Raw genomic sequence first — 25,810 nt, forward strand, 5'->3', positions numbered from 1 at the left:
ATAAAGTGTCCGTTCATCTATAATAAAATTCCTTGTATTGAAATTGATTCATTTCCTTTATTCATTCTCCTTCAAGATCTCTGCAGCCAATCATTTACAAGGCTTTCAGTTTTAACAATTCCAAGCGGATGCGTTCAAGCCTTTGCTTGCATTGTGACCTCTTTTGGTCATTCTCTTCACCAATTGCTTCAAAAAGGGTTGCTAATTCATAGTCCATTTCCATTCTTAACACTGCAGCTCTATGTCTTTCAACTTCTTTAGCTTTTAATGCTTGGTTCATGACTTGTTTCATAATTAACATTCTCCCTTCATCAATTAACGTAATTTTCTGAATTTATATTATCATATGATTTCCTACCACAAATAGCAACTAATTTGTGCTTTAACCTATAAGTAATTTTACATCGCCAACCCAAATCGTATTTTTTAAATTTTACTTTTACTTATGCTACAATATGTGCAGATATTACGGTAGGAGAGATGAAAATGAATATAGCAAGTTTTACAGCAAGTGATTTTGATGTTTTTAAAATTGATGGATTGGAATCCCGCATGGATGCTTTAAAAGAACGGATCCAACCCAAATTACAAGCCCTAGGAGAGCACTTTTCTCAAAAACTGTCAGTTATGACCGGCGATGAAATGTACCCTCACGTTGCAAAGCATGCTAGACGGACAGTGAATCCACCTAATGATACATGGGTTGCCTTCGCTGCCAACAGCAGAGGATATAAAATGATGCCGCATTTCCAAATCGGGTTATGGGAAACGCATATGTTCATCTGGTATGCCGTCATTTATGAAGCCCCTAATAAAACGGAAATCGGAAAGCATCTGGCGCAGCAGGCAGACCGATTGGTGAATAGCATTCCCTCCCATTATGTTTGGTCAATGGACCATACAAAACCTGATGTCATCCATCATGAAGGTCTTGGAGTAGATGATTTGAATTCAATGTTCACTCGTTTGCAAACGGTAAAGAAAGCCGAAATTCTATGCGGTATAAAAATTTCCCGTGATGACGCCATAAAGTTAAAAGATGATGATTTCATTAAAACCATTCAAGATGCGTTTGAACATCTTTTACCCTTATATCAATTAAATTAAACACATTTGATTTGTATTCGGATCCAACAAAAAACCGGTTAAGATAAAAGGAGAGCCTTAAGGCTCTCCTCAGACTGTAGACAAACTCGATCATTATAGAGTTTGTCTACAGTTTTTTAGGTTTTTAAAATATGACCGTTGCCTCCAGACACTCTCTTTCCGCAGCTGGCAGCCTGGGAGTCTCTCCATTCCTATTTTTGCACTACACCTTTACTTGCTTGTATCAAGTCACTAATTTGATCTTCCTTACCTGTTTCGAAGCAATCAATGATCTTGCTGCCGACTATGACACCATCGCAGTATTGTATAGCATCACGTACATGATTTGGCGTTGATATGCCGAACCCAGCAAGAACGGGAACCGGACTTATCTCTTTTACCTTCTTTAAATAGCCTCCAAGTTCTTCCCCAAAGGCGTCACGGGCACCTGTAATCCCTTTGACTGTAACTGCGTAGATAAAACCCTCCGCCCCTGCGGTAATCTCAGTGATACGCTCTTTCGATGACGTGAGTGTCACAAGGCGGATAAGAACGATTCCTGCAGTTTTGATTGATGAAAAGATAGCTTCTTCTTCAATCGGTAAATCGGGGATGATGCACCCGGAAATCCCTGCTTGTAGACAATCATTGGTAAACTCTTTAAGTCCATATGCAAGGATTGAATTCGTATATCCCATTAAAATAATTGGGATGGTCACATCATTTTTGATTTCCATTACTTTTTTCAGGACATCTTTTAAAGTTGTTCCATTTTCCAAAGAACGGATGCCAGCTTGTTGGATAACAGGTCCATCTGCGACAGGGTCAGAGAATGGGATACCTAGTTCAACAGCAGTCGCCCCGCTGTTTTCAAGGAAAAGAAGCTGGCTCTTTAACCGTTCAAGACCTCCATCTCCTGCCATAATATATGGGATGAATGCTTTTTCCTGTTTTGTTTGACATTCTTGAAGCGCGTTTGTTAATTTATTCATGTTTACTACCTCCCATCAACGATTGGACCGTTTCAACATCCTTATCACCACGGCCGGACAGGCAAATCACCAGTCCTGTTCCTTTCTCCATTTCTTTAGCAAGCTTTAAACCGTAGGAAATCGCATGTGAACTTTCTAAAGCAGGGATGATCCCTTCCTCCCTTGAAAGCAACGTTAGAGCTTCTAAGGCTTCCGCATCGGTTACCGAAGTATATTCCACCCGATTTGTATCTTTTAAGTAACTATGTTCAGGCCCTACCCCTGGATAATCCAGCCCTGCTGAAATTGAATGCGCCTCTTGGATCTGACCGTCCTCGTTCTGCAAAACATACATGAATGCCCCGTGGAGCACCCCAGGTTTCCCCTTCGTCAAACTTGAAGCATGCAATGGCGTTTCAAGTCCATGCCCTGCCGCTTCCACTCCGTATAATTTTACCGTTTCATCCTCAATGAAGGGATAAAACATTCCCATTGCATTACTTCCTCCGCCTATGCAAGCGACTACTGCATCCGGCAGGGAATGTACCGCCTCCGAATATTGACGCTTTGTTTCATTTCCTATCACGCTTTGAAAATCACGAACTATAACGGGGAATGGATGCGGTCCAAGAACCGATCCCATTATATAATGGGTGTCATCCACATTCGCCACCCAATACCGTAACGCCTCATTCACAGCATCCTTCAGTGTCCCGCTTCCTTGTGATACAGATATGACCTTGGCTCCCAAAAGCTCCATCCTGAATACATTTAATTTCTGTCTCCTGATATCTTCTTCTCCCATAAAGATGATGCATTCCAACTTCAGCAATGCACACACAGTCGCCGTTGCTACCCCATGCTGTCCTGCACCCGTTTCGGCAATCACCTTTTTCTTGCCCATTTTCTGAGTCAGCAAAGCTTGACCGATCGTATTATTTATTTTGTGGGCCCCAGTATGATTCAGGTCTTCGCGCTTCAGGTAAATATTTGCACCACCAGCCAGTCTCGTTAAGTTCTCCGCAAAATAAAGTGGTGTTTCCCGACCGATATATTGTTTCAGGTAATAGCTTAGCTGACTTTGGAATTCAGGATCATTTTTAGATTGTTCATATACTTCTTCAAGCTCCGTAATCGCCGCCATTAAAGTTTCCGGAACGAAACGGCCTCCATATGCTCCAAAATGTCCAGTTTTATCAGGCTGTGTATAAGTGTTCATCTATTCATTCCTCTTTTCCGGCTGTATATTTTGCCTCATTAATAAATGCTTTTATTTTTGCAGCATCTTTTAATCCGTTTGTTTCAACACCACTGGCTACGTCAACTGCGAACGGTGATACGGCATCAATCGCTTTTCCGACATTTTCCGGAGTCAGCCCACCCGCTAGAATCACCTTCCCCAGTGGCAGTTCCGCTTTTCGTATCATTTCCCAATCCAAAGTCAATCCCTTTCCAGATGAACTCTTAGGAAGATCAACTAATAGATAATCTGCTGGGTATTCATGAAGGTTTTCAAGGTCTTTCTCTGAATTGACGGCAAAGGCCTTGATCACCGGTAAGGGCATTCTGCGGGCGAAGCTGGCAGACTCGTTACCGTGAAGCTGAATATAATCCAATCCTGCAATTTCGGCATTTTTTATCACTTCTTGTTCAGTTTGATTGGCAAACACTCCGACTTTTTTAACATGTCCAGCTAGTTTGGCTCCGAATTCTCCCACTATCTCTGGCTCAACCTTCCTGCTGCTCTCGGCAAAAATGAAACCAATGAAGTCTGCCCCTGATTCAACAGCAGTCTGAGCGGCAGCCAATGTCTTTATCCCACAGATTTTCACTAACATATTAATCTCCTTATATACTCATTTGCAGTTCAGCCATCGTGTGCGGAAGATTTGATGCAGTCATCAGCGTCTCCCCGACTAAAATCGCTTTTGCACCAGCTTCCTTCACACGCATCACGTCTTCTTTTGTCTTGATCCCACTTTCACTGATAATGATATGGCGTGTTGGATCAAGTAACTTTGCCAGTCGTTCAGTTACAGCCAAATCCACTTTGAAAGTCTTTAAATTCCGATTATTGATCCCTATGAGCTCTGCATTCAGCTCGAGAGCCTGTTTTAGTTCGGCTTCATCATGGACTTCCGTCAATACTTCAAGCCCACTCTTTTTTGCATATTGATATAATTCATGAAGTCGTTCTTTAGAAAGTGCTGCCACAATCAATAGAATGATAGTTGCACCAGCTTGATGGGCACGATCGATTTGGATTTCATCGATGATGAAATCTTTGCACAGCCTGGGAATCCGTATAGCCCCGCTTACGTTTCTCAAATCTGCAATTGATCCTTTAAAGAAAACCTCATCCGTCAATACGGATATCGCTGCCGCTCCGCCGCTTTCATATGAAAGAGCCTGTTCGATCGGATTAACATTGATTTTAATGTCCCCTTTTGAAGGGGAAGCCCGTTTTATTTCCGCGATAACAGCCATCGATTTCGCCGTTTTCAAATGATCCACCAAAGATGGTCTGACTATGTTGACCATGACCGAATCACCTAAGCCCCTTTCTTTTAAACTTGCGACTTCCACCTTTTTCTGTTCGATGATTTTCGTTAAAATATTTTCCATTACATGACCACCTTATTTCTATTGCCATAAGCAATCAGATTTTCTAACTTTGCAAGAGCCGATCCGCTATCAAGGCTTTCCTTGGCCATGGAGATTCCTGTTTTGATCGTTGCTGCCGTTCCATGTGCGAATAATCCCAATCCAGCATTCAATAAAACGGTATCACGATAGGCCCCTTTTTCCCCCTTGAGAAGCCTGAGCATGATATCGGCATTTTGTTTGGCGTCACCGCCGCGAATGGCATCATTTCCATAAACCGGAAGATCCACTTCTTCAGGATGCAGCGTAAATGGGATAATATCCCCCTGCTCCAATAGCACGAGTGAATTTTCACCCTGCAGGCTCGCTTCATCCATGAATCCGGCACCATTTATCACTACCGCGCGTTTCCTGCCTAATTTATGCAGGACTTCCGCAAAAAGCTCGAGCATATCGCGTCGATTGATTCCCATTAATTGCGTATCGAGTTGGACTGGATTCGTTAAAGGTCCGATGAGATTAAATATCGTCGGGATTTTCAGTTCTTTTCTCACTTTCATTATCCGTGCAATATTAGGGTGGACCGATGGGGCAAATAAGAATGCGATCCCATTTACCTCCAACAGTTCTTTTAACATGTCTGGCTCCAAGTACAAATTAACACCTAGCTCTTCCAATACATCCGCACTGCCCGTTTTGCTTGAAATGCTACGGTTTCCATGTTTTGCAACCTTGACACCGGCACCTGCCAGCACGAAGGCCGATGCTGTACTTATATTGAAGCTTTGTGATCCATCTCCTCCCGTTCCGCAATTATCCATTACATTAAGGGAGCTTGTTTGAACACTTCTTGCTTCTTTTCTCATGACCCTGACAAGGCTCGCTATTTCACCTGCCGTTTCCCCTTTGGATTTTAGGGCAATGATGAATGCTGCCATTTCGCTTTCGGTGATATCTTTAGAAAATAACGATTGGGCTGCTCTGCTCATCTCTTCTTCCGTCAATGTTTGACGCTCTGCTAACTTCGCTAAATATTCCTTCACCGCTAACTCCCCCAGTCGTTTTTTGTTTTATAAAATGGATTGTTGCTTCTCTGATTGAAAGGTTCCGGCAATCTCATAAAATTGATGTAATAATTCCTTGCCGATTTTCGTCCCTATAGATTCAGGGTGGAACTGTAAACCGTAGAGCGGGAATTCCTGATGTTTCAGGGCCATGATTTCCCCATCATCCAGTGCTACTGCCGTCACAGTCAGTTCGTCTGGTAAACTCGCCCTTTCAACAACAAGGGAATGGTAACGCATTACCGGGAATTGTAAGTCCTGTTTAGCAAATACACCTGTTCCATCATGTTCGATTACCGATGTTTTCCCATGCATGATTTGTTTCGCTCCAACCACATTCGCACCAAAAACTGCACCAATGGCCTGATGCCCCAGACAAATGCCTAAAAGCGGAACCTTCTCATAGAAATTGCGGATGATCTCCATACTGATACCAGCATCTTCCGGCCTGCCGGGTCCCGGGGAAATGACGATTGCCATTGGATTCAGTTCCTCAATTTCCGCAAGGGTGATTTCGTCATTCCTTTTCACTACGATTTCTTTTTCCACTTCCCCTAAATATTGATAAAGGTTGTAAGTGAACGAGTCATAATTATCAATTAATAAAATCATTTAGTGTGAACCTCCATTAAAGCGCGTGCTTTATTTTGTGTTTCTTCATATTCCGTTTTGGGATCTGAATCATATACAATTCCAGCCCCTGCCTGTACATAGGCCTTGCCATCTTTAATGATCATCGTCCGAATGGCTAAAGCCATATCAAGATCCCCTCCAAAACCTATGTAGCCTATCGAGCCCGAATACATCCCCCGTTTACAATTTTCAAGTTCATTGATCAGCTCCATTGCCCTGATTTTAGGAGCACCTGAAACTGTTCCGGCAGGGAGGCAGACCGTAAGGGCATCTAAACTCGTGTACCCTTCCCTAAGCTTTCCGCTAACCTTCGAAGCAATATGCATGACGTGCTGATATCTTTGAATTTCCATTTCCTCAGTAAGGTGGATTGAACCGATTTCGCAAACCCTGCCAAGATCATTTCTACCTAAATCAACAAGCATCTTATGCTCGGCAAGTTCCTTTTCATCCATCAGCAGGCTTTTTTCGAAGCCCTTATCTTCTTCATCCGTTTTCCCTCTCGGCCGTGTGCCGGCGATGGGATTAACATGAACCATTCCTGATGAAACACTGATTAAACTTTCTGGAGACGACCCAATGATTGTATAATCGCCAAATTCTATATAAAACATATACGGAGACGGGTTGGCTAATCGCAAACGTCGGTAAGCATCGAAGGGCTCCCCATCGAAGTCCGCTTTAAACCTTTGTGATAAAACGACTTGGAACACTTCACCAGCTACAATCGCCGCTTTGACTTCAAGGACCATTTTCTCGAATTCATCCTGACTGAAATTCGAATCGAATTCCAAATATTCCGACGATATTTCCTTTGACGGCTTGCTTGCCTGATTGATTTTTCCCTTCATCTCCAATAAACTTTTTTCACTATCTTCTTCCGCAGTCAATAGATGGATTTTCTGCAGAACATGATCGAATATATACAATTCTTTATAAAAAAGAAAATGAGCATCAGGCATTTGCAGAGAATCAGGAGGTACCGGACCTATATTTTCATATAGACGAATGATATCATAGCCCATATATCCGATTGCGCCGCCGTTAAAAGGAGGAAGATTTATGGGAGCCTCTCCTATTTCGACTAATAATTCGTTTTTTAGAAACTCGATGATATTGATGTTCTTTACGATTTGGTCACCTGTTTCGGTGTCTTTCACATATACTTGGTCAGCAAGTGACGTCACCTCCAAGTACGGTTTTGAACCTAGATAAGAGTAGCGGCCGTTGTCATGATGCGAATTTGAACTTTCCAATAAAAACTTTTGGTCACCATCCAATTTCTGAAATATGGCAATGGGTGTGTGGATATCCCCTTCAATTGTGTCCATTTTAAAACGGAGTATTTTTTTTTCATCCAAATTATTCATCTCAATTCCCTCCCGATTCTTATACGTTTTTTGTAAACCTCCGAAGGGAAAACCCTTTTGGCCAAGTGCCGGAGTTTTCAGTTCCTCTGGATATTTTTTGATGCTTCTCTAAAAGGTATATATATTGAAATTCCAATAAAAAAATCCCCCGCAAACACAAATATGTGTCTGCAGAGGACGGTATACCGCGGTGCCACCTCAAGTTGGAAAAATGCATCATTTTTCCCTCTCAAGCAAGAATGAAAAATTCTTGCGATTACCCTTTAACGGTGGCAGCCGAGTTTCCCTACTTATTTCAAGAAACCACTCATAAGTCCATTCATCTTCTTATATCGTACCGGTTTCCACCTTTTCCGGCTCTCTGTGACGCATCTAAAAAGATTACTACTCTCATTCATAGATTTAATTATCATTTCCAAAAAAACGCAAAAAGGGCCCTCATCCAAAGGACGAGGAACCCGTGGTACCACCTTAATTAGCTAAATTAGCTCACTTTACGGCATTAACATGCCTATCTCCATTAACGATGAGATAATCGCCAAAGCCTACTCCGTTCATCCGTTTCGGTTTGGGGCTCGGAAGTCCATTCGCTTAAATTCGTTCACCAGTTTTCAGCAACCACTGGCTCTCTGCAGAACATCATTAAGGTACTCTTCTTCGTCACTGCCTTTATCTTTTTCTTGTTTATTATGTTAAAACAATCTTTTCAGTAAGTCAATGGAGTTTTCTAAAAATTATATTTTTAATTTTTCATTTTTATCCATTCTCCGTCATCGATTCCTTTTGCCTTCTTTATAACAAGATAGGCTGAATAGGTGCTGACTGACTCGAACTCATCCGTATACTTTTTTTCATCCGCCTTACCGGGGACTATTTCCTTGAACCTTCGGTAAGCCTTCATGAATTCTTCCTTTTGTATTTTATTTTCATAAGCCTTTTCTACCGCTTCAAAGAATTTAATCACATCTACGATTTCGTCGGTAGACCAATCAAGATCCATTGGATATTGATAATCCATACCCTAAACACGCTCCTTCTGGATAGTTTTTCATGTTGTCCGGCAGACCATTAATATCAGTCTGCCCATTTTGAACGAATTGCTTCCGCCTGGTCGATAATCCGACTGAATAGTTCAGCAGTCGATGGTACATCATGTATCAGCCCCATCACTTGTCCAGCCCAGGCAAAGCCTTCAGCCTCAATACCGTCATGGATATAACGCTGGTTCGCTTTTCCACTTATGTAATCCTTCAATTGTTCATATCCGCCGTTTTCTTTTTCTATATCAAGGATCTTATCGGTCCAGCTGTTAGCAATTACCCTTGCTGGTGCACCAATGGACCGCTTGATGATAACGGTATCATTTTCCGTGCCGGAAACCAAGGCATTTTTATATAATTCATGTGCATGAACACATTCCTTGACTGCTATGAATCTTGTCCCCATCTCGATTCCTTCTGCACCAAGTGCCATTGCTGCCATCAAACCGCGTCCATCTCCAAAACCACCCGAGGCGATGACTGGAATTTTAACGGAGTCCACAACTTGAGGAATTAACACAGAAGTTCCAATATCATCACGGCCTAAATGTCCTCCTCCCTCCTGACCAACCACCATCACTGCATCTGCCCCAAGCTGTTCAGCCTTCATTGCCTGCCTTCTTGCAGCAACAAGCACGAGTTTTTTAACCTGGGTGCCATTGACGTAATCAAGAAATGGGCCAGGATTGCCGCCGGTTACGGAAACAGCTGCTATATCCTCTTTCAAGGCTGCTTCCAGCATGTGTTCATAAGGCCTTCCATGCTGACCGATTGCAAAGTTCACACCAAATGGTTTATCCGTCAATGATTTCGTTTTTCTAATTTCATCTACCAATTGCTCCGGGTTGTCCAAGGACATGGCCGTTACCTGCCCTAGCCCCCCTGCATTCGATACTGCCGCAGCCAGGTCTGCATATGCCAAATGAGCCAATCCCCCTTGTACGATTGGGTATTGAATGCCTAATAAATCAGTCACACGCGTTTTCCACTTCAAACTCCTCATCTCCCTTTTCATTCTGGTCGTTTGTTTATTTAGCTGAATGATCATTAGCTTCATTATGGCAAATATTGTTTACCCGTTCAATTTTTAAACTCACACATACAAATTAATAAAAGAAGAATTCTTGAGTAAATCCAGTAAATACTAGGAAAATGGACATTTATAAACTGCAGATAATTTTATTGAGCCCTTAACAACAAAGTCATATATAAATTGATTAAGTCAGGACATTAAAGTCACTCTAGGCATTTATTATAAGACGTGCTATAATTCATATGTTTTATGTCTATCCACAAGCTTACAAACCATTTGAATGGAATCGGAGAAACATACGATCGTTCATAGAAAGGGAGTATATGCTCCCAAATATTTCGTACCTATTTTATTGAAAAGGGGCCACAAAGAATTGTCACAGAATGAAACACCCTTATACACTGCCTTATTGCAGCATGCAAAAAGAAATCCCGTTCAATTTCATATTCCAGGTCATAAAAAAGGAAAAGGAATGGACGCTGATTTCCGTAATTTCATTGGAGAAAATGCATTGTCCATAGATTTAATCAATATCGCTCCACTCGATGATCTCCATCAGCCAAAAGGGATCATTAAACAAGCTCAGGATCTTGCCGCTGAAGCTTTTGGGGCAGATCACACCTTCTTTTCCGTTCAAGGAACAAGTGGAGCAATCATGACGATGGTCATGACAGTATGCGGACCTGGGGACAAAATCATCGTTCCAAGGAATGTACATAAATCCGTAATGTCTGCCATTGTATTTTCTGGAGCCGTTCCCATTTTCATCACTCCTGAAATAGACAAAGATTTGGGCATATCACACGGTATCACCGTCGAGGCCGTTGAAAAAACTTTAAGCGAACATAGCGATGCAAAAGGATTGCTTGTCATCAACCCCACTTATTTCGGCATTTCGGCTGATTTGCAGAAAATAGTGGAAGTGGCTCATTCCCACCAAATCCCAGTACTCGTAGATGAAGCGCATGGTGTCCATATTCACTTCCACGAAGACTTGCCGATGTCAGCCATGCAAGCTGGAGCAGATATGGCTGCAACCAGTGTTCATAAACTGGGAGGTTCACTGACGGGAAGTTCCATATTAAATGTTAAGACTGGATTGGTTTCCGCAAATCGTGTTCAAGCCATATTGAGCATGCTCACAACCACCTCAACCTCCTATATCCTTCTGGCTTCACTGGATACGGCTAGAAGACAACTTGCGACGGTAGGAAGGAAAATGGTCGATGAAGCGATCAATCTCGCAGGGTATATCCGTGAGGCCGTTAATGAGATTCCTTATCTATACTGTGTTGGCAGCGAAATTCTCGAGAGTAAGGCAGCATATAGTTATGATCCGACTAAATTGATCATATCCATTAAGGAATTGAATATCACCGGATACGACGTTGAGAAATGGCTTCGTGAAAAGCATAATATCGAAGTGGAACTTTCTGACTTGTACAATATCCTTTGCCTGATAACACCTGGAGACTCAAAAACAGAAGCGGACCTGCTGATCGCTGCACTTAGAGACTTATCGGATGAGTTTAAGGAAATGGCTGCTGAACATGAAAAAATTGAAGTCCTGCTTCCTGATACACCACCACTGGCTTTATCACCCAGGGAGGCATTCTATGCAGAAACCGAAGTGGTGCCCATTGAGGAATCGGTCGGCAAAATCAGCGCTGAATTCATCATGGTTTACCCGCCTGGAATCCCGATCTTCATTCCAGGTGAATTGATTACTGAAGATAATATCAATTACATCCGGAAAAACATTGAGGCCGGCCTTCCTGTTCAAGGCCCAGAAGACCCAGAAATAAAATATTTACGCATTATTAAGAATTGATCGATTCCATCAAACCAGGGCAGAGTACTGCTCTGGTTTTTTTGAACCTTTTATTATTAAGCACTGGCTTCTATAAAAAGGGTGCTCCAGGTTACAATCCTGAAACACCCTTAAATTCTATTAATCTTGAAAACCTTTTTTCGATTTATTTTTCAGAGGCAGCTGTATCACAGCTTTGGCAGTTGTGATTATGTGTATATAGTACACTTACTTTTTCATCTTCAAAATGTTCAATCGTGCTATTGCAAGTTTGACATACGATAGTTCCCATTTTTACAACCCCTTCCCCTATATTGTATGCATCAATGACGTAATGTAACCGCTTTACATGAATTATAATATAACACATTTATTATTTCAAGCTAAAAAGTATAACATATATACTTTTTCCCATTTAATGAAACCTCATGTTGGATTAAATCGATTTCAATCGTTCGTTAGACATATTCTTTTTTATTAATACACGAGATTTTTTTATAAACGAAGGGCCCCCTGTAGCTGCTTTTACATATTTCATCACACGCCTTGCTTCAGCATAGCAAGGTGAAAAAGGAATTTCGCCTTTTCATTTACATATAGATAAGTATATAATACATCCATAAAATGTTAATATATTCTTACATTCTATCTATTTAAGGGGGATCCACATGACTGAAAATGCCTATATCAAACTTGTTCCTGAGTCCGCGAAAGGGACTGTAACCATCGAAGACGTGAAAGAATTACTGAACTATTATCGAATGATCACAGCGAAAACCGGCAAGCAGCTGGATTGGGACTACGATAAGAAGGCATTTCCTTATGAAATGAAAGAACCGGAAAGAATGAAAGATAAGGCAATATACCTCCAATCCAAAGAAGATCGATATCACATGATATTGATAGGCGTCGACCAAGAGGTCGTTAAGGATGAAGATGGATCTGAGCGGATTCAATCCTATATCCAATTCACCCTCCCTGAAACAGCCACTTTCGGTGATAAGGGAAAAGCAAATGAATTGTGCAAGTTCCTTGCAAAGAAATTACGGGCACAGCTTCACCTCTTCAATAAACGGGTGATGTATTATTATCCAAGGAAATAAAAAAAACCTGCAGATGCCGAAATTGGCTCATGCAGGCGTTTCAATTAATTTTGGATCAAGGATCTCATAACCTTTCTTTTGAAAACCTTTCACGATATCCTCTATCGCTTCACTCGTCCATTTCCGGTCATGCATCAGTAAGTTCGCGCCATTTCCTAAATAAGGGCTGTTCAACATGATTTCCGGTAAAGCTTTTTTATCCTGATACTCTTTTTCCCAGTCATATCCGTATGTCCAGTTCATGACCAACATTTTTTCTTTCTCAGCGACTTTTTTTGAATGCTCGGTATTCGATCCAAATGGCGCCCTGAAGTACTTAGGGCGTACCCCTGTAATGCCCTCAACCAAATTGTTCAATTTTATGATTTCCCGCTCCTGTTCCTTTTCGGTCAACTCTTTTAAATTCACATGGGAATAAGTATGATTGCCGATAGAAAAACCCATTTCATGAATTTCTTTTAACATCGCTTTATTTTTATCATTTTCAAGAAAGTGACCGTTCACGAAAAATATTGCAGGTATTTTAAGTCGCTTCAGGGTTTGGGCGATTGCCAGGGAATATTTATCAGGTGCATCATCAAATGTTAACAACACAACTTTCGGATTTGCATCCCCAATGGGTTTAAATGACCAATTCTCTTTATCCACCCGATATTTTGCCTTTACATTCCTTTCGCCAATTGTTTTTGACGTTTCTTTTTTCAAATCTTTCTCTTGATGGCTTTCATCTTGGATCGTTGTTGCCGTTTCAACACTTTTTTGATTCTCATTTTCAGTTTGACCGGAACTCGGATCATTACAAGCCATCAACAAAAATGATACAAATGTAAATATTGCTACTACTTTGTTAATCATGACTCCTCCGTGGTTGCTTGTGTCATTGCGGCTTACTTAAAAATTCAATAAACGGGTACCAGCGTTTCTAAAAGGATTTGTAAAATCCCGTAACATAATAGACTTATCACGGTAACAAGCATGGTTCGTCTATTGGATTTTAAAATCATCTTTCCAATATAGATGGCTAAATAGGAAAAGACCAGAAACATGAATGCTTTAAAAACGAATCGATCGTTAACAGACAGCCATTCAACTAATGTATACCCGCTCCAAACGATTAGTTGAAAGAGGATTACCAGATAGTTTTTCAAGTGATCCACCTCATTTTAATATGAATATATCAGCCATGATCTTTTTATTGGCAAAAAATATTCGTATAGCAAATCGCTCATCTTATTTTTTATCCTCTATTAACTTTTTCAAACCCTTTCAAGGAAAAAAGTAAGAAGTCCTTTTTATAGCTTATGCCCTTTTTGTCCTTTTCATTTAACAAGTGTGAAGAAAATCATGAATGGCCAGTAAACCTTCATTTTTGTATATCAAATCAATACAAAAAAAAGCGTACTGCATTAGCAGTACGCTTTTATAAAACAATTATTTAATGATGTGAATAGGAGTTCCAAGGGCAACTTCAGCAGCTTCCATTGTGATTTCCCCTAAAGTTGGATGTGCATGGATTGTCATTGCAATATCTTCGGCAGTCATTCCTGCTTCGATAGCCAAACCAAGTTCTGCAATCATATCAGAAGCGTTTGGTCCTGCAATTTGTGCTCCAATAACCAATCCGTCTTCTTTGCGAGTGATAAGCTTCACAAATCCGTCCGTATTATTTAAGGAAAGAGCACGTCCATTTGCAGCGAATGGGAATTTGGAAGCAAGCGCTTCGATTCCAGCTTCCTTCGCTTCTTTTTCATTGTAACCGACAGAAGCAAGTTCCGGTTCAGAGAATACAACAGCCGGAATAGCAAGATAGTCGATTTCAGATGAATGTCCTGCAATGGCTTCAGCTGCAATTTTACCTTCATAAGAAGCTTTATGAGCCAACTGAGGTCCAGAAACGATATCACCGATTGCGTAAATGTTTTTCACGCTTGTACGGCATTGTTTATCCGTTTCGATCAAACCGCGGTCAGTCATTTTGATTCCGACTTGTTCCAGGCCGATTTCTGCAGTATTTGGACGACGTCCAACAGTTACTAAAACGTAATCGGCTTCAACTTTTTTCTCTTCGCCTTTTACTTCATAAGTAACTGTAACGCCTGTTTCAGTTTCTTCCACGCCTTTAGCATTAGCTTTAGTTACAATTTCAGCACCTTTGTTTTTAAGGTTACGCTTAACAAGTGCTGCCATTTGTTTTTCAAAGCCTGCAGAAAGGATTTCTTCCGTACCTTCAAGGATGGTCACTTTAGTGCCAAAGCTAGCGAATGCTCCGCCTAGCTCAGTTCCAATGTAACCTCCGCCGATTACAACGATCGAACTTGGAACTTCTTCCAAAGCAAGAGCGCCAGTTGAATTAAGTACACGTTTCGTATATTTAAATGACGGAATCTCGATTGGCGATGAACCAGTGGCGATGATTGCGTTTTTAAATGTATATGTTTGGGCTGAGTCTTCATTCATAACACGGATGCTGTTTTCATCAACGAAATAAGCTTCGCCAGTTACAACATCAACATTATTACCTTTTAACAGGCTGCTTACACCGCCTGTTAATTTTTTTACAACAGAACCTTTCCAAGCTTGTACTTTAGAAAAATCAACAGTAACCTTTTCTGCAAAGATACCCATATCTTCTGAATGCTGAGCTTCATGGAAACGGTGTCCAGCCGAAATCAAAGCTTTCGATGGGATACAGCCTACATTCAAACAAACTCCGCCGATTGTTCCTTTTTCAACGACCGTTACTTTCTGTCCAAGCTGCGCTGCGCGAATTGCGGCAACATATCCCCCTGGGCCTGAACCGATTACTAAAGTATCTGTTTCGATTGGAAAATCTCCTACTACCATTGTTTACGCCTCCATTAACAATAATTCTGGGTCGTTCAATAACTTTTTGATATGATTCAATGCATGTTGAGCTGTTGCTCCATCAATCATGCGGTGATCAAAGCTCAGTGATAATGCCAGAACTGGAGCGGCGATAATTTCCCCGTCGCGTACAATTGCTTTTTCGGCAATGCGTCCAATCCCTAGAATGGCAACTTCTGGATGATTGATTACAGGTGTGAACCATTGACCGCCTGCGGAACCGATATTCGTAATGGAGCAAGAAGCACCTTTCATTTCGTTAGGAGCCAATTTGCCGTCACGGGCTTTTGTCGCTAATTCGTTAATTTCTTGTGAAATAGCAAAAGTTGATTTACGATCTGCATCTTTTACAACTGGAACGAGCAGTCCTTTATCTGTGTCTGCCGCAATTCCGATATTGTAATAGTGTTTATGGATAATCTCACTAGCTTCATCATCAAATGATGTGTTAAGCATAGGGAATTCACGTAATGCACTTGTTAACGCTTTAACAACATAAGGTAGGAATGTAAGCTTGATTCCTTTTTCTGCAGCAATTTCCTTGAATTTCTTACGGTGAGCAACCAATAGCGTCACATCGACTTCATCCATTAATGTTACATGCGGAGCTGTCTGCTTGGATTTAACCATTGCTTTTGCGATCGCTTTTCTCATACCGCTCATTTTCTCGCGAGTTTCAGGATATTGCCCTTCTGGAATTGAAACTTTTTGTTTTTCGGTTGTTTCCGTATCATTTTGTTGTGAAGCTTCACTTTGAGCTGCTGGTTGCTGTGGAGCTGTTTTGCCGTTTTTGAAAGCATCTATGTCTTCTTTCATGATGCGGCCGTTATCCCCAGAACCAGAGATCTCGCGAATGTTTACCCCTTGTTCGCGTGCATATTTCCTGACAGAAGGCATGGCGATAATACGTCGTGAAGGATCTGCCTCAACCTGTGGTTGTGCTCCTGCGCCCGTTACTCCGCTATTTTCTTGAACCGGAGCAGCCTCTTTCTTGACTTCCTGTCCAGCTTCAGCAGTTGCTTGAACCTGGGCCTCCGTATTCTTCTCGCCTTCTGCCTTCGCTTCTTCTCCATGATCCCCTTTAAACTGAAGATTTTCATAACCTGGAGCATCGAATGTTACAAGTACATCGCCAACAACGGCAACCGTTCCTTCTTGTACAAGGATTTCTTCAACGGTACCTTCCACCGGTGATGGGATTTCAACGACGGCCTTATCGTTTTGAACCTCGCAAAGCACGTCATCCTCTTGAATCTTATCTCCTGGTTTTACAAACCATTTCACTATTTCACCTTCGTGTATACCTTCTCCGATATCAGGGAGTCTAAATTGGAATGCCACTGAGTTCAACCTCCTATATTAAATCATACTTAGTGCTTTGAATAAAGTCCTTTATCTTGCATTACCGTTAATGCAAAACTACTTTCCCAAGCAGGACATTCATTCCATTACTTAAGATTGTTAAAACTTCAAGACTTTAGTCGCCGTTTCAATAATGTCTTTATAATTAGGGAGCCATACTGTTTCAGCTTGTGAAAACGGGAATACCGTATCAGCTGCCGCCACTCGCAGTACTGGAGCATCCAAGCTCAAAATGGCACGTTCGTTAATTTCCGCTACAACATTCGCTGCTATACCAGCTTGCTTTTGTGCTTCTTGAACAACGATAGCGCGTCCTGTTTTTTCTACAGAAGCAATGATTGTATCGATATCCAATGGAGATACAGTACGTAAGTCGACCACTTCGACGGAATGACCATCCTTAGCCAATTCCTCAGCTGCCTTGATGGATTCCTGCACCATCGCACCATACGTAATAATGGATAAATCCGTTCCTTCTCTTTTCACATCCGCTTTTCCTAATGGAATTGTATATTCTTCTTCAGGAACTTCCTGACGGAAAGAGCGGTACAATTTCATGTGCTCAAGGAAAATGACAGGGTCATTATCACGAATCGCAGAAATCAATAAGCCTTTTGCATCGTAAGGAGTGGAAGGGATAACTACTTTTAACCCTGGTTGCTGAGCCATTAAACCTTCTAAGCTATCAGCATGCATTTCCGGTGTATGCACTCCTCCTCCAAAAGGTGAGCGAATTGTAACAGGTGCACTGTAACGTCCGCCTGAACGGTAGCGCATACGAGCAAGCTGACCGCTTACGGAATCCATTACTTCATATACAAATCCGAAGAATTGAATTTCAGGAACAGGACGGAAACCTTGTAAAGAAAGACCGACCGCTAATCCACCGATTCCAGATTCAGCAAGAGGTGTATCGAATACACGATCTTCACCGAATTCTTTTTGAAGATTTTCCGTTGCACGGAAAACCCCTCCATTAAGACCAACATCTTCCCCAAAAACGAGTACATTCTCGTCATTTTTAAGTTCTGTACGTAATGCTTCTGTAATTGCTTGAATCATCGTCAATTGAGCCATGGCTTACTTCGACTCCTTCTCTTTATAAATTTCATATTGTTCTTTTAAGTTATAAGGCATTTCTTCATACATGTTTTCAATTAGGTCTGTAACCTTTTGTTTAGGTTCTGCATCAGCCAATTTGATTGCTTCTTTAATATCGTCTTTTGCTTTTTCTATCGTTTCGTTTTCTAATTCTTCATTCCAAAGCTTTTTGTTTTCCAAGAACTTGCGGAAACGAACCAATGGATCTTTCAGTTCCCACTCGTTATCCATTTCGGAAGTACGGTAACGTGTCGGGTCATCCCCAGCCATCGTATGCGGACCATAACGGTAAGTTAATGTTTCAATCAATGTAGGGCCTTCACCATTGATTGCACGTTCACGTGCTTCTTTAACGGCTGTATAAACGGCCAACGCATCCATACCATCAACCTGGATTCCAGGAATACCTGCAGCCACACCCTTTTGAGCCAATGTTTTAGCTGCTGATTGCAAATCAACCGGTGTCGAGATCGCGAAACGGTTATTTTGCACGATGAAGATAGCTGGCGCTTTAAATGCACCTGCAAAGTTAATTCCCTCATAGAAGTCACCTTGTGAGGTTCCACCGTCACCCGTATATGTAACGGCAACAGCTTTTTTCCCGCGTTTCTTCAACCCAAGAGCCACTCCGGCAGCTTGGATATATTGAGCGCCGATAATGATTTGAGGGGAAATGACATTGACGTCTTCAGGAATTTGATTTCCTTTAAAGTGTCCCCGGGAGAATAAGAATGCTTGCCAAAGCGGCAGACCATGCCAAACGATTTGCGGAACATCACGGTAACCAGGCAGAATGAAATCTTCTTTTTCCAAAGCATACTGGGAAGCGATTTGAGACGCTTCTTGACCGGCAGTCGGTGCATAGAAACCTAATCTGCCTTGGCGGTTCAGTGATATGGAACGTTGATCCAAGATACGTGTATAAACCATACGACGCATTAATTCTTGCAATTGTTCATCACTTAATTCAGGCATAGCCGCTTCATTAACGACTTCTCCCTCTTCATTTAAAATTTGAAAAGTTTCAAATTGTTCTTCTACTTTTTTAAGCTGATCTTGAACATTAATTTTAGCTTGCTTAGTTTTTTGAGCCATTTGGCACCTCATCCTTTCATTAAAAAGGTTTGCTATTATTATTCTATAAAGCAAAAAAAGTTTGCTTTTTAGTTTCTTCCACAATGCATTCTTTTATTTTCCCCTTAAGACCAATCCCTCAAACGTGGATATGCTTAATATGTCTCAATCTTATTCTGTACCATAAAAAAAATCAAGGAAAATGATACAAGAATTTTTATAGATTAAGTTTACAAGATGAATTAACATCAAGTCAATCACTTGGAGTTCCTTATAATTTTGATTTAATACAATTTCCAGCACTCATACTTCTTCTCTGTATTAGTTTTCACTTTACAACTGTACTATTAAAATTCACGTCTTTATCGATTTAAGGTTGGCGAAGGATAACATTTCAATTCCCCCGCATATCCCATCGATTCCAAAACCGCTTTAACTAAAGGCATTAGAGGCATCGGAATAATATTCCAAAAAAATGTTCAAACGCTTTCATATAACGCTGCTGTTAGATTTTTAATTATCGATTTTTTTTAGTACAGGTATAAAAGCTCACATCAATCCGGTTACACAAAAAAAGATCATTCTAGAAATTTTCAGTCCATAATCGGACTGGATGGAATAAAATATGGGCTGTGATTGAGGATCACAGCCCATCATTATTTATATTATTTTGTTGAATCAGCCATTTCTATGCCGGAACTATCATAAAAACTTTCTTTTTTTTGATTTGATTTTTCCGTTAATGCATTAAATTCCTCATTCGCTTTCAAAACTTTTGTATAAGAAGTATTGATTTTCTCGATTTGCACTTGTAATTCATCCATTTTCAAATCCTCTTTTTTAAACAGTTCATATAATTCACGATCATAAGCCAGACTTTGTTGATAGGCATCATATAAATTATCGTAGGTGCTATAGCGCTCACTCATGACCTTTTTCATTTCAGTCGCTTCTTTTTTTATCTTTTCATCATCTATTTTCCCGATTTGTTCGTCAATCTGATTGAATTGTTCTTTTGAGGATTGCATACTGCTTTGTTCCTTTTCAATTATTTCTTCCCTTTGGTCGATATTCTTGGTTGCTTCATCTGATAGCTCGACGATCTGTTCATAATCATCCAATCCAAGTTTAATGATTTTCTCATATTTTTCTTTTTCTTTTTTCTCCAAATCATTAAGAGGCTCTTGATTCTCGGTGAAATCACTTTCCTTTTCTGCAGTTTTCTCTAGGATTTTGTGGATTCTTTCTTCCGGCGAACCATTGAAACAACCAGTCAAAACCACTAAAGCAAGAAGTAAAATAACATATGGGCCAAAACGATTCAAAATAGACAGCTCCTTCTGATAATTCTTCGAAGATTCATATTTCCCTAAATTCCCTTATAAGCCGCTGACACTTGTTACAATAATATTCCGAACAGGTTTTTTTCATTACTGGGCGCTAGCCTACACCCTTTAAACCATACTGCATAGGCTGTAGGGACCGTTTCAAATCAGAGTGGTCAGCATTTTAATAATACAAAAACGGAGGTATGAAATTATGTATGGAGGTTCCAACCAGGAATGTTGTTATCCGGTTTCCGTTGCACCCAGCTATGGTTATGGTGATGGTGGAGGCTGCGGCTTTGGAAGCGGCTTCGCAATAATCATTGTCCTGTTCATTCTGCTAATCATTGTCGGCGCGTGTTTATGCTAAGCAGGTAATTACTATTACCTTTACCCGAAAATGTTAACTATTTACCCTGATTCACAAAAAATGATTTATTTTTTTAAATAGACCTCAACAGGCAATAAAATAATGGTTGGAATAGGAATTAATCGATTTGATTCCATTCCTTCCATTTTTCTTTAATTAGGCCATCCATTAACTTTCAGCATTTTTTTTGTTAAAATAACCCTATACATATTATTAGAATTTTTATGGGGTGAGAGATTATGCTAACCATGGATGATTTTGTTAATGAAGACGACCCAATCTTAAGGCAAGTCGCGGTAGAGGTTCCGCTTCCGGCATCATTTGAAGATAAACAACTTTTAGCCAGCCTGATGGAATATGTCCAAAACAGCCAGAAGCCCGATATTGCTGCTATATATGGGTTAAGGGCAGGAATTGGCCTGGCTGCACCTCAAGTGAATGTTTCAAAAAGGATGATTGCAGTACATTTGAAAGAAAAAGATGATCAACTGTATAGCTATGCACTTTTCAACCCTAAACTCATTAGCCATTCAGTGGAAAAAGCATACTTGACATCCGGAGAAGGCTGCCTTTCCGTAAATCGTCCCGTTTCTGGCTACGTGCCACGTTATGCTCGAATAACTGTTGTGGGTACGGACCTGGAAGGAAAATCGGTTCAACTCCGCCTGAAAGGCATCGCAGCAATTTGTTTTCAACATGAAATCGACCACCTTAATGGAATCATGTTCTATGATCATATCAACCCGGAAGACCCTTATGCCATTCCGGAAAATTCCATTGCGGTGGAAAGGTAACGTAATAAGCAAAACCCCCGCCTGTTGGTGGACGGGGGTTTTGTTTTTTTTATATCAATTCAAGCTCCTTCAAACCAAAAAGTATGCCATCATCATCGACATCCTTCGTTACAAAGTCGGCCTCTTGCTTCACAAGTTGACCGGCATTCCCCATTGCCACGCCATATCCCGCTACTTTTAACATCTCTATATCATTTAAGCCATCTCCAAAAGCGTAAACATCCTCCAGAGCAAACCCGACTTTTTCCATTAATATTTTAATGCCTTCAGCTTTCGAACCCCCGAATGGAAGTACATCCGTCGAATACTCATGCCATCTAATGAAGTGAAAGTCATCATAATTCCCAACAAAGTTCCCTTCTTCATCTTCCGAGCAGAATAATAACGCTTGGTATATATCATGGTCCTCATAAAAATCTGCCACATGTTCAGGATGGGGAAACTTCAGGCTGCTTAATGCCTCTTCAATTCGGCTATGATGAGGAACACTCGATTTCATTGTCTCCTCATTCATGAAAACGATCGGGATTTCATTTTTTTCAGCATGTTCGTGGAGCCGTTTTATTTCAGGTATGCTCAAAGGGTTTTTATAAACGACTTTCCCTTCAAAAACAACATATTGTCCATTGAAACTTACGAATGTATCGATGCCAAGCTCTTCCCTTAAGGACTCGAACATGAAGGGAGCCCTTCCTGTGGCAATCGCTACAAAAACCCCGCTATCCTGCAGTTGCTTTACGGCTTTTTTTGTTGAAGCAGGTAACTTTTTTTCATGATCAAGCAATGTTCCGTCAATATCAAAGAATACGATTTTCACTAACGATTCACTTCCAATTCATTCATTTTTTCCTTTTTTAATATGTACCCATTTAATAATTGTCATCAAGATAAGTCAAGTAACTCTACCGTATCCAACTCAAAGTTACGTTTTTTATTCAGGAATGGGCATATACTATTCTTAATTAGAAACCAGCTAAGGCTTTCCAGATTACACTTCTCCCACCCTTCTTGCCTCTAAAATCCCAGTTGCTTGTTTGAATGAGCCTTTTTTTTCAAAAATGGGCCAAGTACCTGTAAAGACGTATTTACATTATTGAATAATCCTATACAATAATAACTAAGGGAGCGTGATCGCCATGTTAAAAAAGCTTCGTAAAAAGCTTGTTAAACAGTGGAATGATCTTTTAAGAAAAAAATCTATCGCATGATTTGCCACTCATTCCTGCCTTGGCCGTCATCCATATGCGAATTTTTTTCGGACAGCCCTTCAAAAACTTGCGGAGGGCTTCTTCCTTGTTGTAAAGTTCTTGTTAAGCATTCTTTCTTGGCTTTTATATGGTCAGGTGAATACATATTTCAATCAAAATATGAGTCGTTGTCTTTTCATGAAACGCTGTACACAGTGATACTATATTAATTTAGAAAGAAATCGTTTGCGAAAAAAAGATCAGATGATTTAAGTTTTACACATGGCAAAAACGGATAGGATATAAGATAGAGGAAGCTACAATCGGGTTGATACCAAATCTGCCATCTATTTTTTTATATACTTTTAAACATTGGTATATTTAATTCATCAAACCCCTTCCGTTTTTATGGCGGAGCTGGGTTTATTTTTACATGATGTTGAAAAACATGAAAAAATTGTTGTTTTTATATATAATGAAAAAAGCAATGCAAACAAGTGAGGAGAGATTAAAATGGTTTTTAAGGTATACTATCAAGTAACCATATCAGAGGTTCCCATCAGGGAGAATACTAAAACAATGTTTGTCGAAGGTGAATCCGTTCGTGACGTCCGTTTAAAACTAAAAAAAGAACCTTATAACGTAGAAATCGTACTACCCGTAACCGGAGCATATTTAGAATATGAAAAACAAAATGAAGATTACAAAGTATTGGAGCTATAATTTATGAAATTTGTAAAAAACGATCAAACAGCTGTATTCGCCCTGGGCGGTTTAGGCGAAATCGGTAAGAACACATATGCTGTTCAGTTTCAAGATGAAATCATCATCATTGATGCTGGAATTAAATTTCCTGAAGATGAACTTCTCGGTATTGACTATGTGATTCCAGATTACAGCTATTTAGAGAAAAATGTAGATAAAATTAAAGGTGTTTTCATTACCCATGGTCATGAAGACCATATTGGCGGGATTCCTTATTTACTTAGAAAAGTGAATGTCCCTGTATACGGCGGGAAGCTGGCACTTGGACTGCTTCGTAATAAATTGGAGGAACACGGCCTTTTACGTCAGACAACCATGATTGAAATCAGTGAAGATGAAGTGATCAAGTTCCGGAAGACGTCCGTTTCTTTCTTCCGCACAACTCACAGTATCCCTGATTCTTATGGGATCGTCGTTAAAACGCCACCTGGACAAATTGTCCATACTGGTGATTTTAAATTTGACTTCACACCAGTGGGCGAGCCTGCTAACCTGACCAAGATGGCGGAAATCGGTAAAGAAGGCGTATTGTGCTTACTCTCGGATAGCACAAATAGTGAAGTGCAGAACTTTACTATGTCCGAAAGCCGTGTCGGCGATACCATTCAAGACATTTTCCGTAAGGTTGACGGCCGGATCATTTTTGCAACGTTTGCATCGAACATCCATCGCCTTCAGCAAGTTGTGGAAGCAGCCGTGGCTAATGGACGTAAAATAGCCGTTTTTGGCCGGAGCATGGATTCAGCCATATCAATTGGACAAGATCTTGGTTATATCGTAGCGCCTAAAGATACATTTATTGATGTACAGCAATTGAATCGCATGCCTGCGAATAAAGTAACCATCCTTTGTACAGGCAGCCAAGGTGAACCAATGGCAGCGCTGTCGCGCATAGCGAATGGCACTCACCGCCAAATTCAAATCATCCCTGGTGATACTGTCGTATTTTCTTCTTCACCTATCCCAGGTAACACAATCAGTGTTTCCAGAACGATCAATCAATTATATCGTGCAGGAGCAGACGTCATTTCAGGTCCTTTGAATGACATTCATACATCGGGGCATGGAGGACAGCAGGAACAAAAGCTAATGCTTCGCCTGATAAAACCAAAATTCTTCATGCCAATCCATGGTGAATACCGTATGCAAAAACTTCATGCCCGCCATGCAGTCGATTGCGGAGTTCCGGAAGAAAATTGCTTTATCATGGATAATGGTGAAGTTCTTTCCTTAAGTGAAAACACAGCACAAATCGCTGGTAAAATCCCTTCAGGTTCGGTTTATATCGATGGAAGCGGCATCGGGGATATCGGTAATATCGTTCTCCGAGATCGTCGGATTCTTTCCGAGGAAGGTCTTGTCGTCGTCGTTGTCAGCATCAATATGAAGGAATTCAAAATCGCATCGGGTCCTGACATCATTTCACGCGGATTTGTTTATATGAGAGAATCAGGAGACCTGATCAGCGATGCTCAATCCTTGATCACCAAGCATCTAAATAAGGTGATGGATCGCAAAACTACACAATGGTCTGAAATCAAAAATGAAATTACAGACACTCTATCTCCATTCCTATATGAAAAAACTAAACGCCGTCCGATGATCCTACCAATCATCATGGAAGTGCAATAAATAATAGAAGCCCAGCCATCATTTGGCTGGGCTTTTTTTGTTTAGCTGTGTAAATATCGAACGTTGAATTTCACTACAGGCACTCGTTTTCCGCGGGCGGTCCGGGAGCCTTCTCGGCGTCTTAGCGCCTGTGGGGTCTCCCTTTGGCCGCGTATTCTCGCAGGAGTCTCGAACCCCCGCACCAATCAACTTTGTTTTAACAGTTAGATAGAACTCTTTTTGCCTACAGTCTTTTTTATTTTAAAAAAACAGTATTAAAACTTGAGGTGATAAGGATGCTTGAATAGATTTTCTATCGCATCTTAATGGAAAGCTTCCGAAAGTAAACTGATAAGAAGCATGTATTTGTTGATTCCACACTGTGGAAAGCAGTGCCGGAAACACGAGCCTATCAGTACGCCTTCAAGAAGAAATAAACCAAAATAGAGAGTATAAATCATCCAAACCCATTTGTACGACTTGTTCACTTTTATCACAGTGTACAGAAAGTAAAGATCATTATGTCGATGTAAAATCTATATATGCGAAACGCAAAGAAACAATATTGCGTGTAATTGCAGATGTAAAAGAAAAGAATGGTTTTCGTAGGACTACTTAAGGGAATTAAAAAATGTCGATGCA

The 25,810-nt window shown here is 40.7% G+C and carries 26 protein-coding genes, 1 pseudogene and 2 other annotated features; of the genes and pseudogenes, 8 read left to right on the forward strand and 19 right to left on the reverse strand.

Annotated elements, in window-relative coordinates:
• Positions 1-94: 94 nt before the first annotated feature.
• A complete protein-coding gene (locus tag LQ188_RS17430) occupies positions 95-292 on the reverse strand; it encodes a hypothetical protein (RefSeq protein WP_034314018.1) in 198 nt (65 codons plus the stop codon).
• A gap of 194 nt (positions 293-486) precedes the next feature.
• Between LQ188_RS17430 and LQ188_RS17435 the strand changes: the two genes are divergently transcribed.
• Entirely contained in the window at positions 487-1,107 is a 621-nt protein-coding gene (locus tag LQ188_RS17435; protein ID WP_230177580.1) for a DUF1054 domain-containing protein, read from the forward strand.
• Positions 1,108-1,298: 191 nt separating this feature from the next.
• On the opposite strand, the gene trpA is transcribed toward LQ188_RS17435, so the two are convergent.
• The 9 genes from trpA to LQ188_RS17480 form a co-directional block, all read right to left on the reverse strand.
• Positions 1,299-2,078 carry a tryptophan synthase subunit alpha gene (gene trpA / locus LQ188_RS17440; RefSeq protein WP_230177581.1) on the reverse strand — a complete coding sequence of 260 codons (780 nt, stop codon included), beginning with the start codon at positions 2,076-2,078 and terminating at the stop codon, positions 1,299-1,301.
• Positions 2,071-3,276 carry a tryptophan synthase subunit beta gene (gene trpB, locus LQ188_RS17445; RefSeq protein ID WP_230177582.1) on the reverse strand — a complete coding sequence of 402 codons (1,206 nt, stop codon included), beginning with the start codon at positions 3,274-3,276 and terminating at the stop codon, positions 2,071-2,073. Before trpB ends, trpA begins: the two co-directional genes overlap by 8 nt.
• Positions 3,277-3,280: 4 nt before the next feature.
• Positions 3,281-3,895 (reverse strand): phosphoribosylanthranilate isomerase, encoded by a 615-nt coding sequence (locus LQ188_RS17450; RefSeq protein ID WP_202190636.1) that lies wholly within the window; start codon positions 3,893-3,895, stop codon positions 3,281-3,283.
• A 10-nt stretch (positions 3,896-3,905) separates the two neighbouring features.
• Positions 3,906-4,682 (reverse strand): indole-3-glycerol phosphate synthase TrpC, encoded by a 777-nt coding sequence (gene trpC / locus LQ188_RS17455; protein ID WP_230177583.1) that lies wholly within the window; start codon positions 4,680-4,682, stop codon positions 3,906-3,908.
• A complete protein-coding gene (gene trpD, locus LQ188_RS17460; protein WP_230177585.1) occupies positions 4,682-5,704 on the reverse strand; it encodes an anthranilate phosphoribosyltransferase in 1,023 nt (340 codons plus the stop codon). The genes trpC and trpD overlap by 1 nt, the downstream gene beginning before the upstream one ends.
• A 27-nt stretch (positions 5,705-5,731) precedes the next feature.
• Positions 5,732-6,337 (reverse strand): aminodeoxychorismate/anthranilate synthase component II, encoded by a 606-nt coding sequence (locus tag LQ188_RS17465; RefSeq protein ID WP_230177587.1) that lies wholly within the window; start codon positions 6,335-6,337, stop codon positions 5,732-5,734.
• Entirely contained in the window at positions 6,334-7,728 is a 1,395-nt protein-coding gene (trpE, locus tag LQ188_RS17470; RefSeq protein ID WP_101224541.1) for an anthranilate synthase component I, read from the reverse strand. Before trpE ends, LQ188_RS17465 begins: the two co-directional genes overlap by 4 nt.
• A gap of 170 nt (positions 7,729-7,898) precedes the next feature.
• Positions 7,899-8,135 (reverse strand) — a binding site (T-box leader).
• A 35-nt stretch (positions 8,136-8,170) separates the two neighbouring features.
• Positions 8,171-8,401 (reverse strand) — a binding site (T-box leader).
• 69 nt (positions 8,402-8,470) lie between these two features.
• Positions 8,471-8,746 carry a UPF0223 family protein gene (locus LQ188_RS17475; protein ID WP_063596342.1) on the reverse strand — a complete coding sequence of 92 codons (276 nt, stop codon included), beginning with the start codon at positions 8,744-8,746 and terminating at the stop codon, positions 8,471-8,473.
• A gap of 56 nt (positions 8,747-8,802) precedes the next feature.
• Positions 8,803-9,762, reverse strand: a complete 960-nt coding sequence (locus tag LQ188_RS17480) for a nitronate monooxygenase family protein (RefSeq protein WP_101224540.1) — start codon at positions 9,760-9,762, stop codon at positions 8,803-8,805.
• Between the two features lie 412 nt (positions 9,763-10,174).
• Between LQ188_RS17480 and LQ188_RS17485 the strand changes: the two genes are divergently transcribed.
• Entirely contained in the window at positions 10,175-11,632 is a 1,458-nt protein-coding gene (locus LQ188_RS17485; protein ID WP_101224539.1) for an aminotransferase class I/II-fold pyridoxal phosphate-dependent enzyme, read from the forward strand.
• Positions 11,633-11,777: 145 nt separating this feature from the next.
• Here the strand turns inward: LQ188_RS17485 and LQ188_RS17490 are convergent, their stop codons facing one another.
• Positions 11,778-11,903, reverse strand: a complete 126-nt coding sequence (locus tag LQ188_RS17490; protein WP_072272684.1) for a GapA-binding peptide SR1P — start codon at positions 11,901-11,903, stop codon at positions 11,778-11,780.
• Positions 11,904-12,279: 376 nt separating this feature from the next.
• On the opposite strand from LQ188_RS17490, the gene LQ188_RS17495 reads away from it, so the two are divergent.
• Positions 12,280-12,714 (forward strand): DUF1885 family protein, encoded by a 435-nt coding sequence (locus LQ188_RS17495; protein WP_230177589.1) that lies wholly within the window; start codon positions 12,280-12,282, stop codon positions 12,712-12,714.
• A gap of 27 nt (positions 12,715-12,741) precedes the next feature.
• On the opposite strand, the gene LQ188_RS17500 is transcribed toward LQ188_RS17495, so the two are convergent.
• From LQ188_RS17500 to LQ188_RS17530, 7 genes are all read right to left on the reverse strand, one after another.
• A complete protein-coding gene (locus LQ188_RS17500) occupies positions 12,742-13,569 on the reverse strand; it encodes a polysaccharide deacetylase family protein (protein WP_101224537.1) in 828 nt (275 codons plus the stop codon).
• Positions 13,570-13,613: 44 nt separating this feature from the next.
• Positions 13,614-13,871, reverse strand: coding sequence for a hypothetical protein (locus LQ188_RS17505; RefSeq protein WP_363320596.1), 258 nt, complete (start codon positions 13,869-13,871; stop codon positions 13,614-13,616).
• A gap of 274 nt (positions 13,872-14,145) precedes the next feature.
• The gene (gene lpdA / locus LQ188_RS17510; RefSeq protein ID WP_101224536.1) at positions 14,146-15,558 is read right to left on the reverse strand and encodes a dihydrolipoyl dehydrogenase; all 1,413 of its coding nucleotides are present in this window, start codon (positions 15,556-15,558) and stop codon (positions 14,146-14,148) included.
• Between the two features lie 3 nt (positions 15,559-15,561).
• Entirely contained in the window at positions 15,562-16,920 is a 1,359-nt protein-coding gene (locus tag LQ188_RS17515; RefSeq protein WP_101224535.1) for a dihydrolipoamide acetyltransferase family protein, read from the reverse strand.
• 120 nt (positions 16,921-17,040) lie between these two features.
• Positions 17,041-18,018: an alpha-ketoacid dehydrogenase subunit beta gene (locus tag LQ188_RS17520; protein WP_034314063.1), complete on the reverse strand. Its 978-nt coding sequence runs from the start codon at positions 18,016-18,018 to the stop codon at positions 17,041-17,043.
• A 3-nt stretch (positions 18,019-18,021) separates the two neighbouring features.
• Positions 18,022-19,137: a pyruvate dehydrogenase (acetyl-transferring) E1 component subunit alpha gene (pdhA, locus tag LQ188_RS17525; protein ID WP_101224534.1), complete on the reverse strand. Its 1,116-nt coding sequence runs from the start codon at positions 19,135-19,137 to the stop codon at positions 18,022-18,024.
• A gap of 644 nt (positions 19,138-19,781) precedes the next feature.
• Positions 19,782-20,441: a YkyA family protein gene (locus LQ188_RS17530; protein ID WP_157831113.1), complete on the reverse strand. Its 660-nt coding sequence runs from the start codon at positions 20,439-20,441 to the stop codon at positions 19,782-19,784.
• A gap of 214 nt (positions 20,442-20,655) precedes the next feature.
• On the opposite strand from LQ188_RS17530, the gene LQ188_RS17535 reads away from it, so the two are divergent.
• Positions 20,656-20,811 carry a YjcZ family sporulation protein gene (locus LQ188_RS17535; protein WP_063231991.1) on the forward strand — a complete coding sequence of 52 codons (156 nt, stop codon included), beginning with the start codon at positions 20,656-20,658 and terminating at the stop codon, positions 20,809-20,811.
• 239 nt (positions 20,812-21,050) lie between these two features.
• On the forward strand, positions 21,051-21,605 hold the full coding sequence (def, locus tag LQ188_RS17540; protein ID WP_101224532.1) for a peptide deformylase: 555 nt from the start codon (positions 21,051-21,053) through the stop codon (positions 21,603-21,605).
• 49 nt (positions 21,606-21,654) lie between these two features.
• Here the strand turns inward: def and LQ188_RS17545 are convergent, their stop codons facing one another.
• Entirely contained in the window at positions 21,655-22,422 is a 768-nt protein-coding gene (locus tag LQ188_RS17545; protein ID WP_230177593.1) for a Cof-type HAD-IIB family hydrolase, read from the reverse strand.
• Between the two features lie 883 nt (positions 22,423-23,305).
• On the opposite strand from LQ188_RS17545, the gene LQ188_RS17550 reads away from it, so the two are divergent.
• From LQ188_RS17550 to LQ188_RS17560, 3 genes and pseudogenes are all read left to right on the forward strand, one after another.
• Positions 23,306-23,515 (forward strand): RNA polymerase epsilon subunit, encoded by a 210-nt coding sequence (locus LQ188_RS17550; protein ID WP_034314070.1) that lies wholly within the window; start codon positions 23,306-23,308, stop codon positions 23,513-23,515.
• Positions 23,516-23,518: 3 nt separating this feature from the next.
• Entirely contained in the window at positions 23,519-25,189 is a 1,671-nt protein-coding gene (gene rnjA, locus LQ188_RS17555; protein WP_034314071.1) for a ribonuclease J1, read from the forward strand.
• Positions 25,190-25,613: 424 nt separating this feature from the next.
• Positions 25,614-25,784: pseudogene (locus LQ188_RS17560) on the forward strand (IS5/IS1182 family transposase); the annotation flags it as partial.
• Positions 25,785-25,810: the final 26 nt, after the last annotated feature.

The organism is Peribacillus sp. Bi134 (genome assembly GCF_918698065.1).
Classification (GTDB): domain Bacteria; phylum Bacillota; class Bacilli; order Bacillales; family DSM-1321; genus Peribacillus.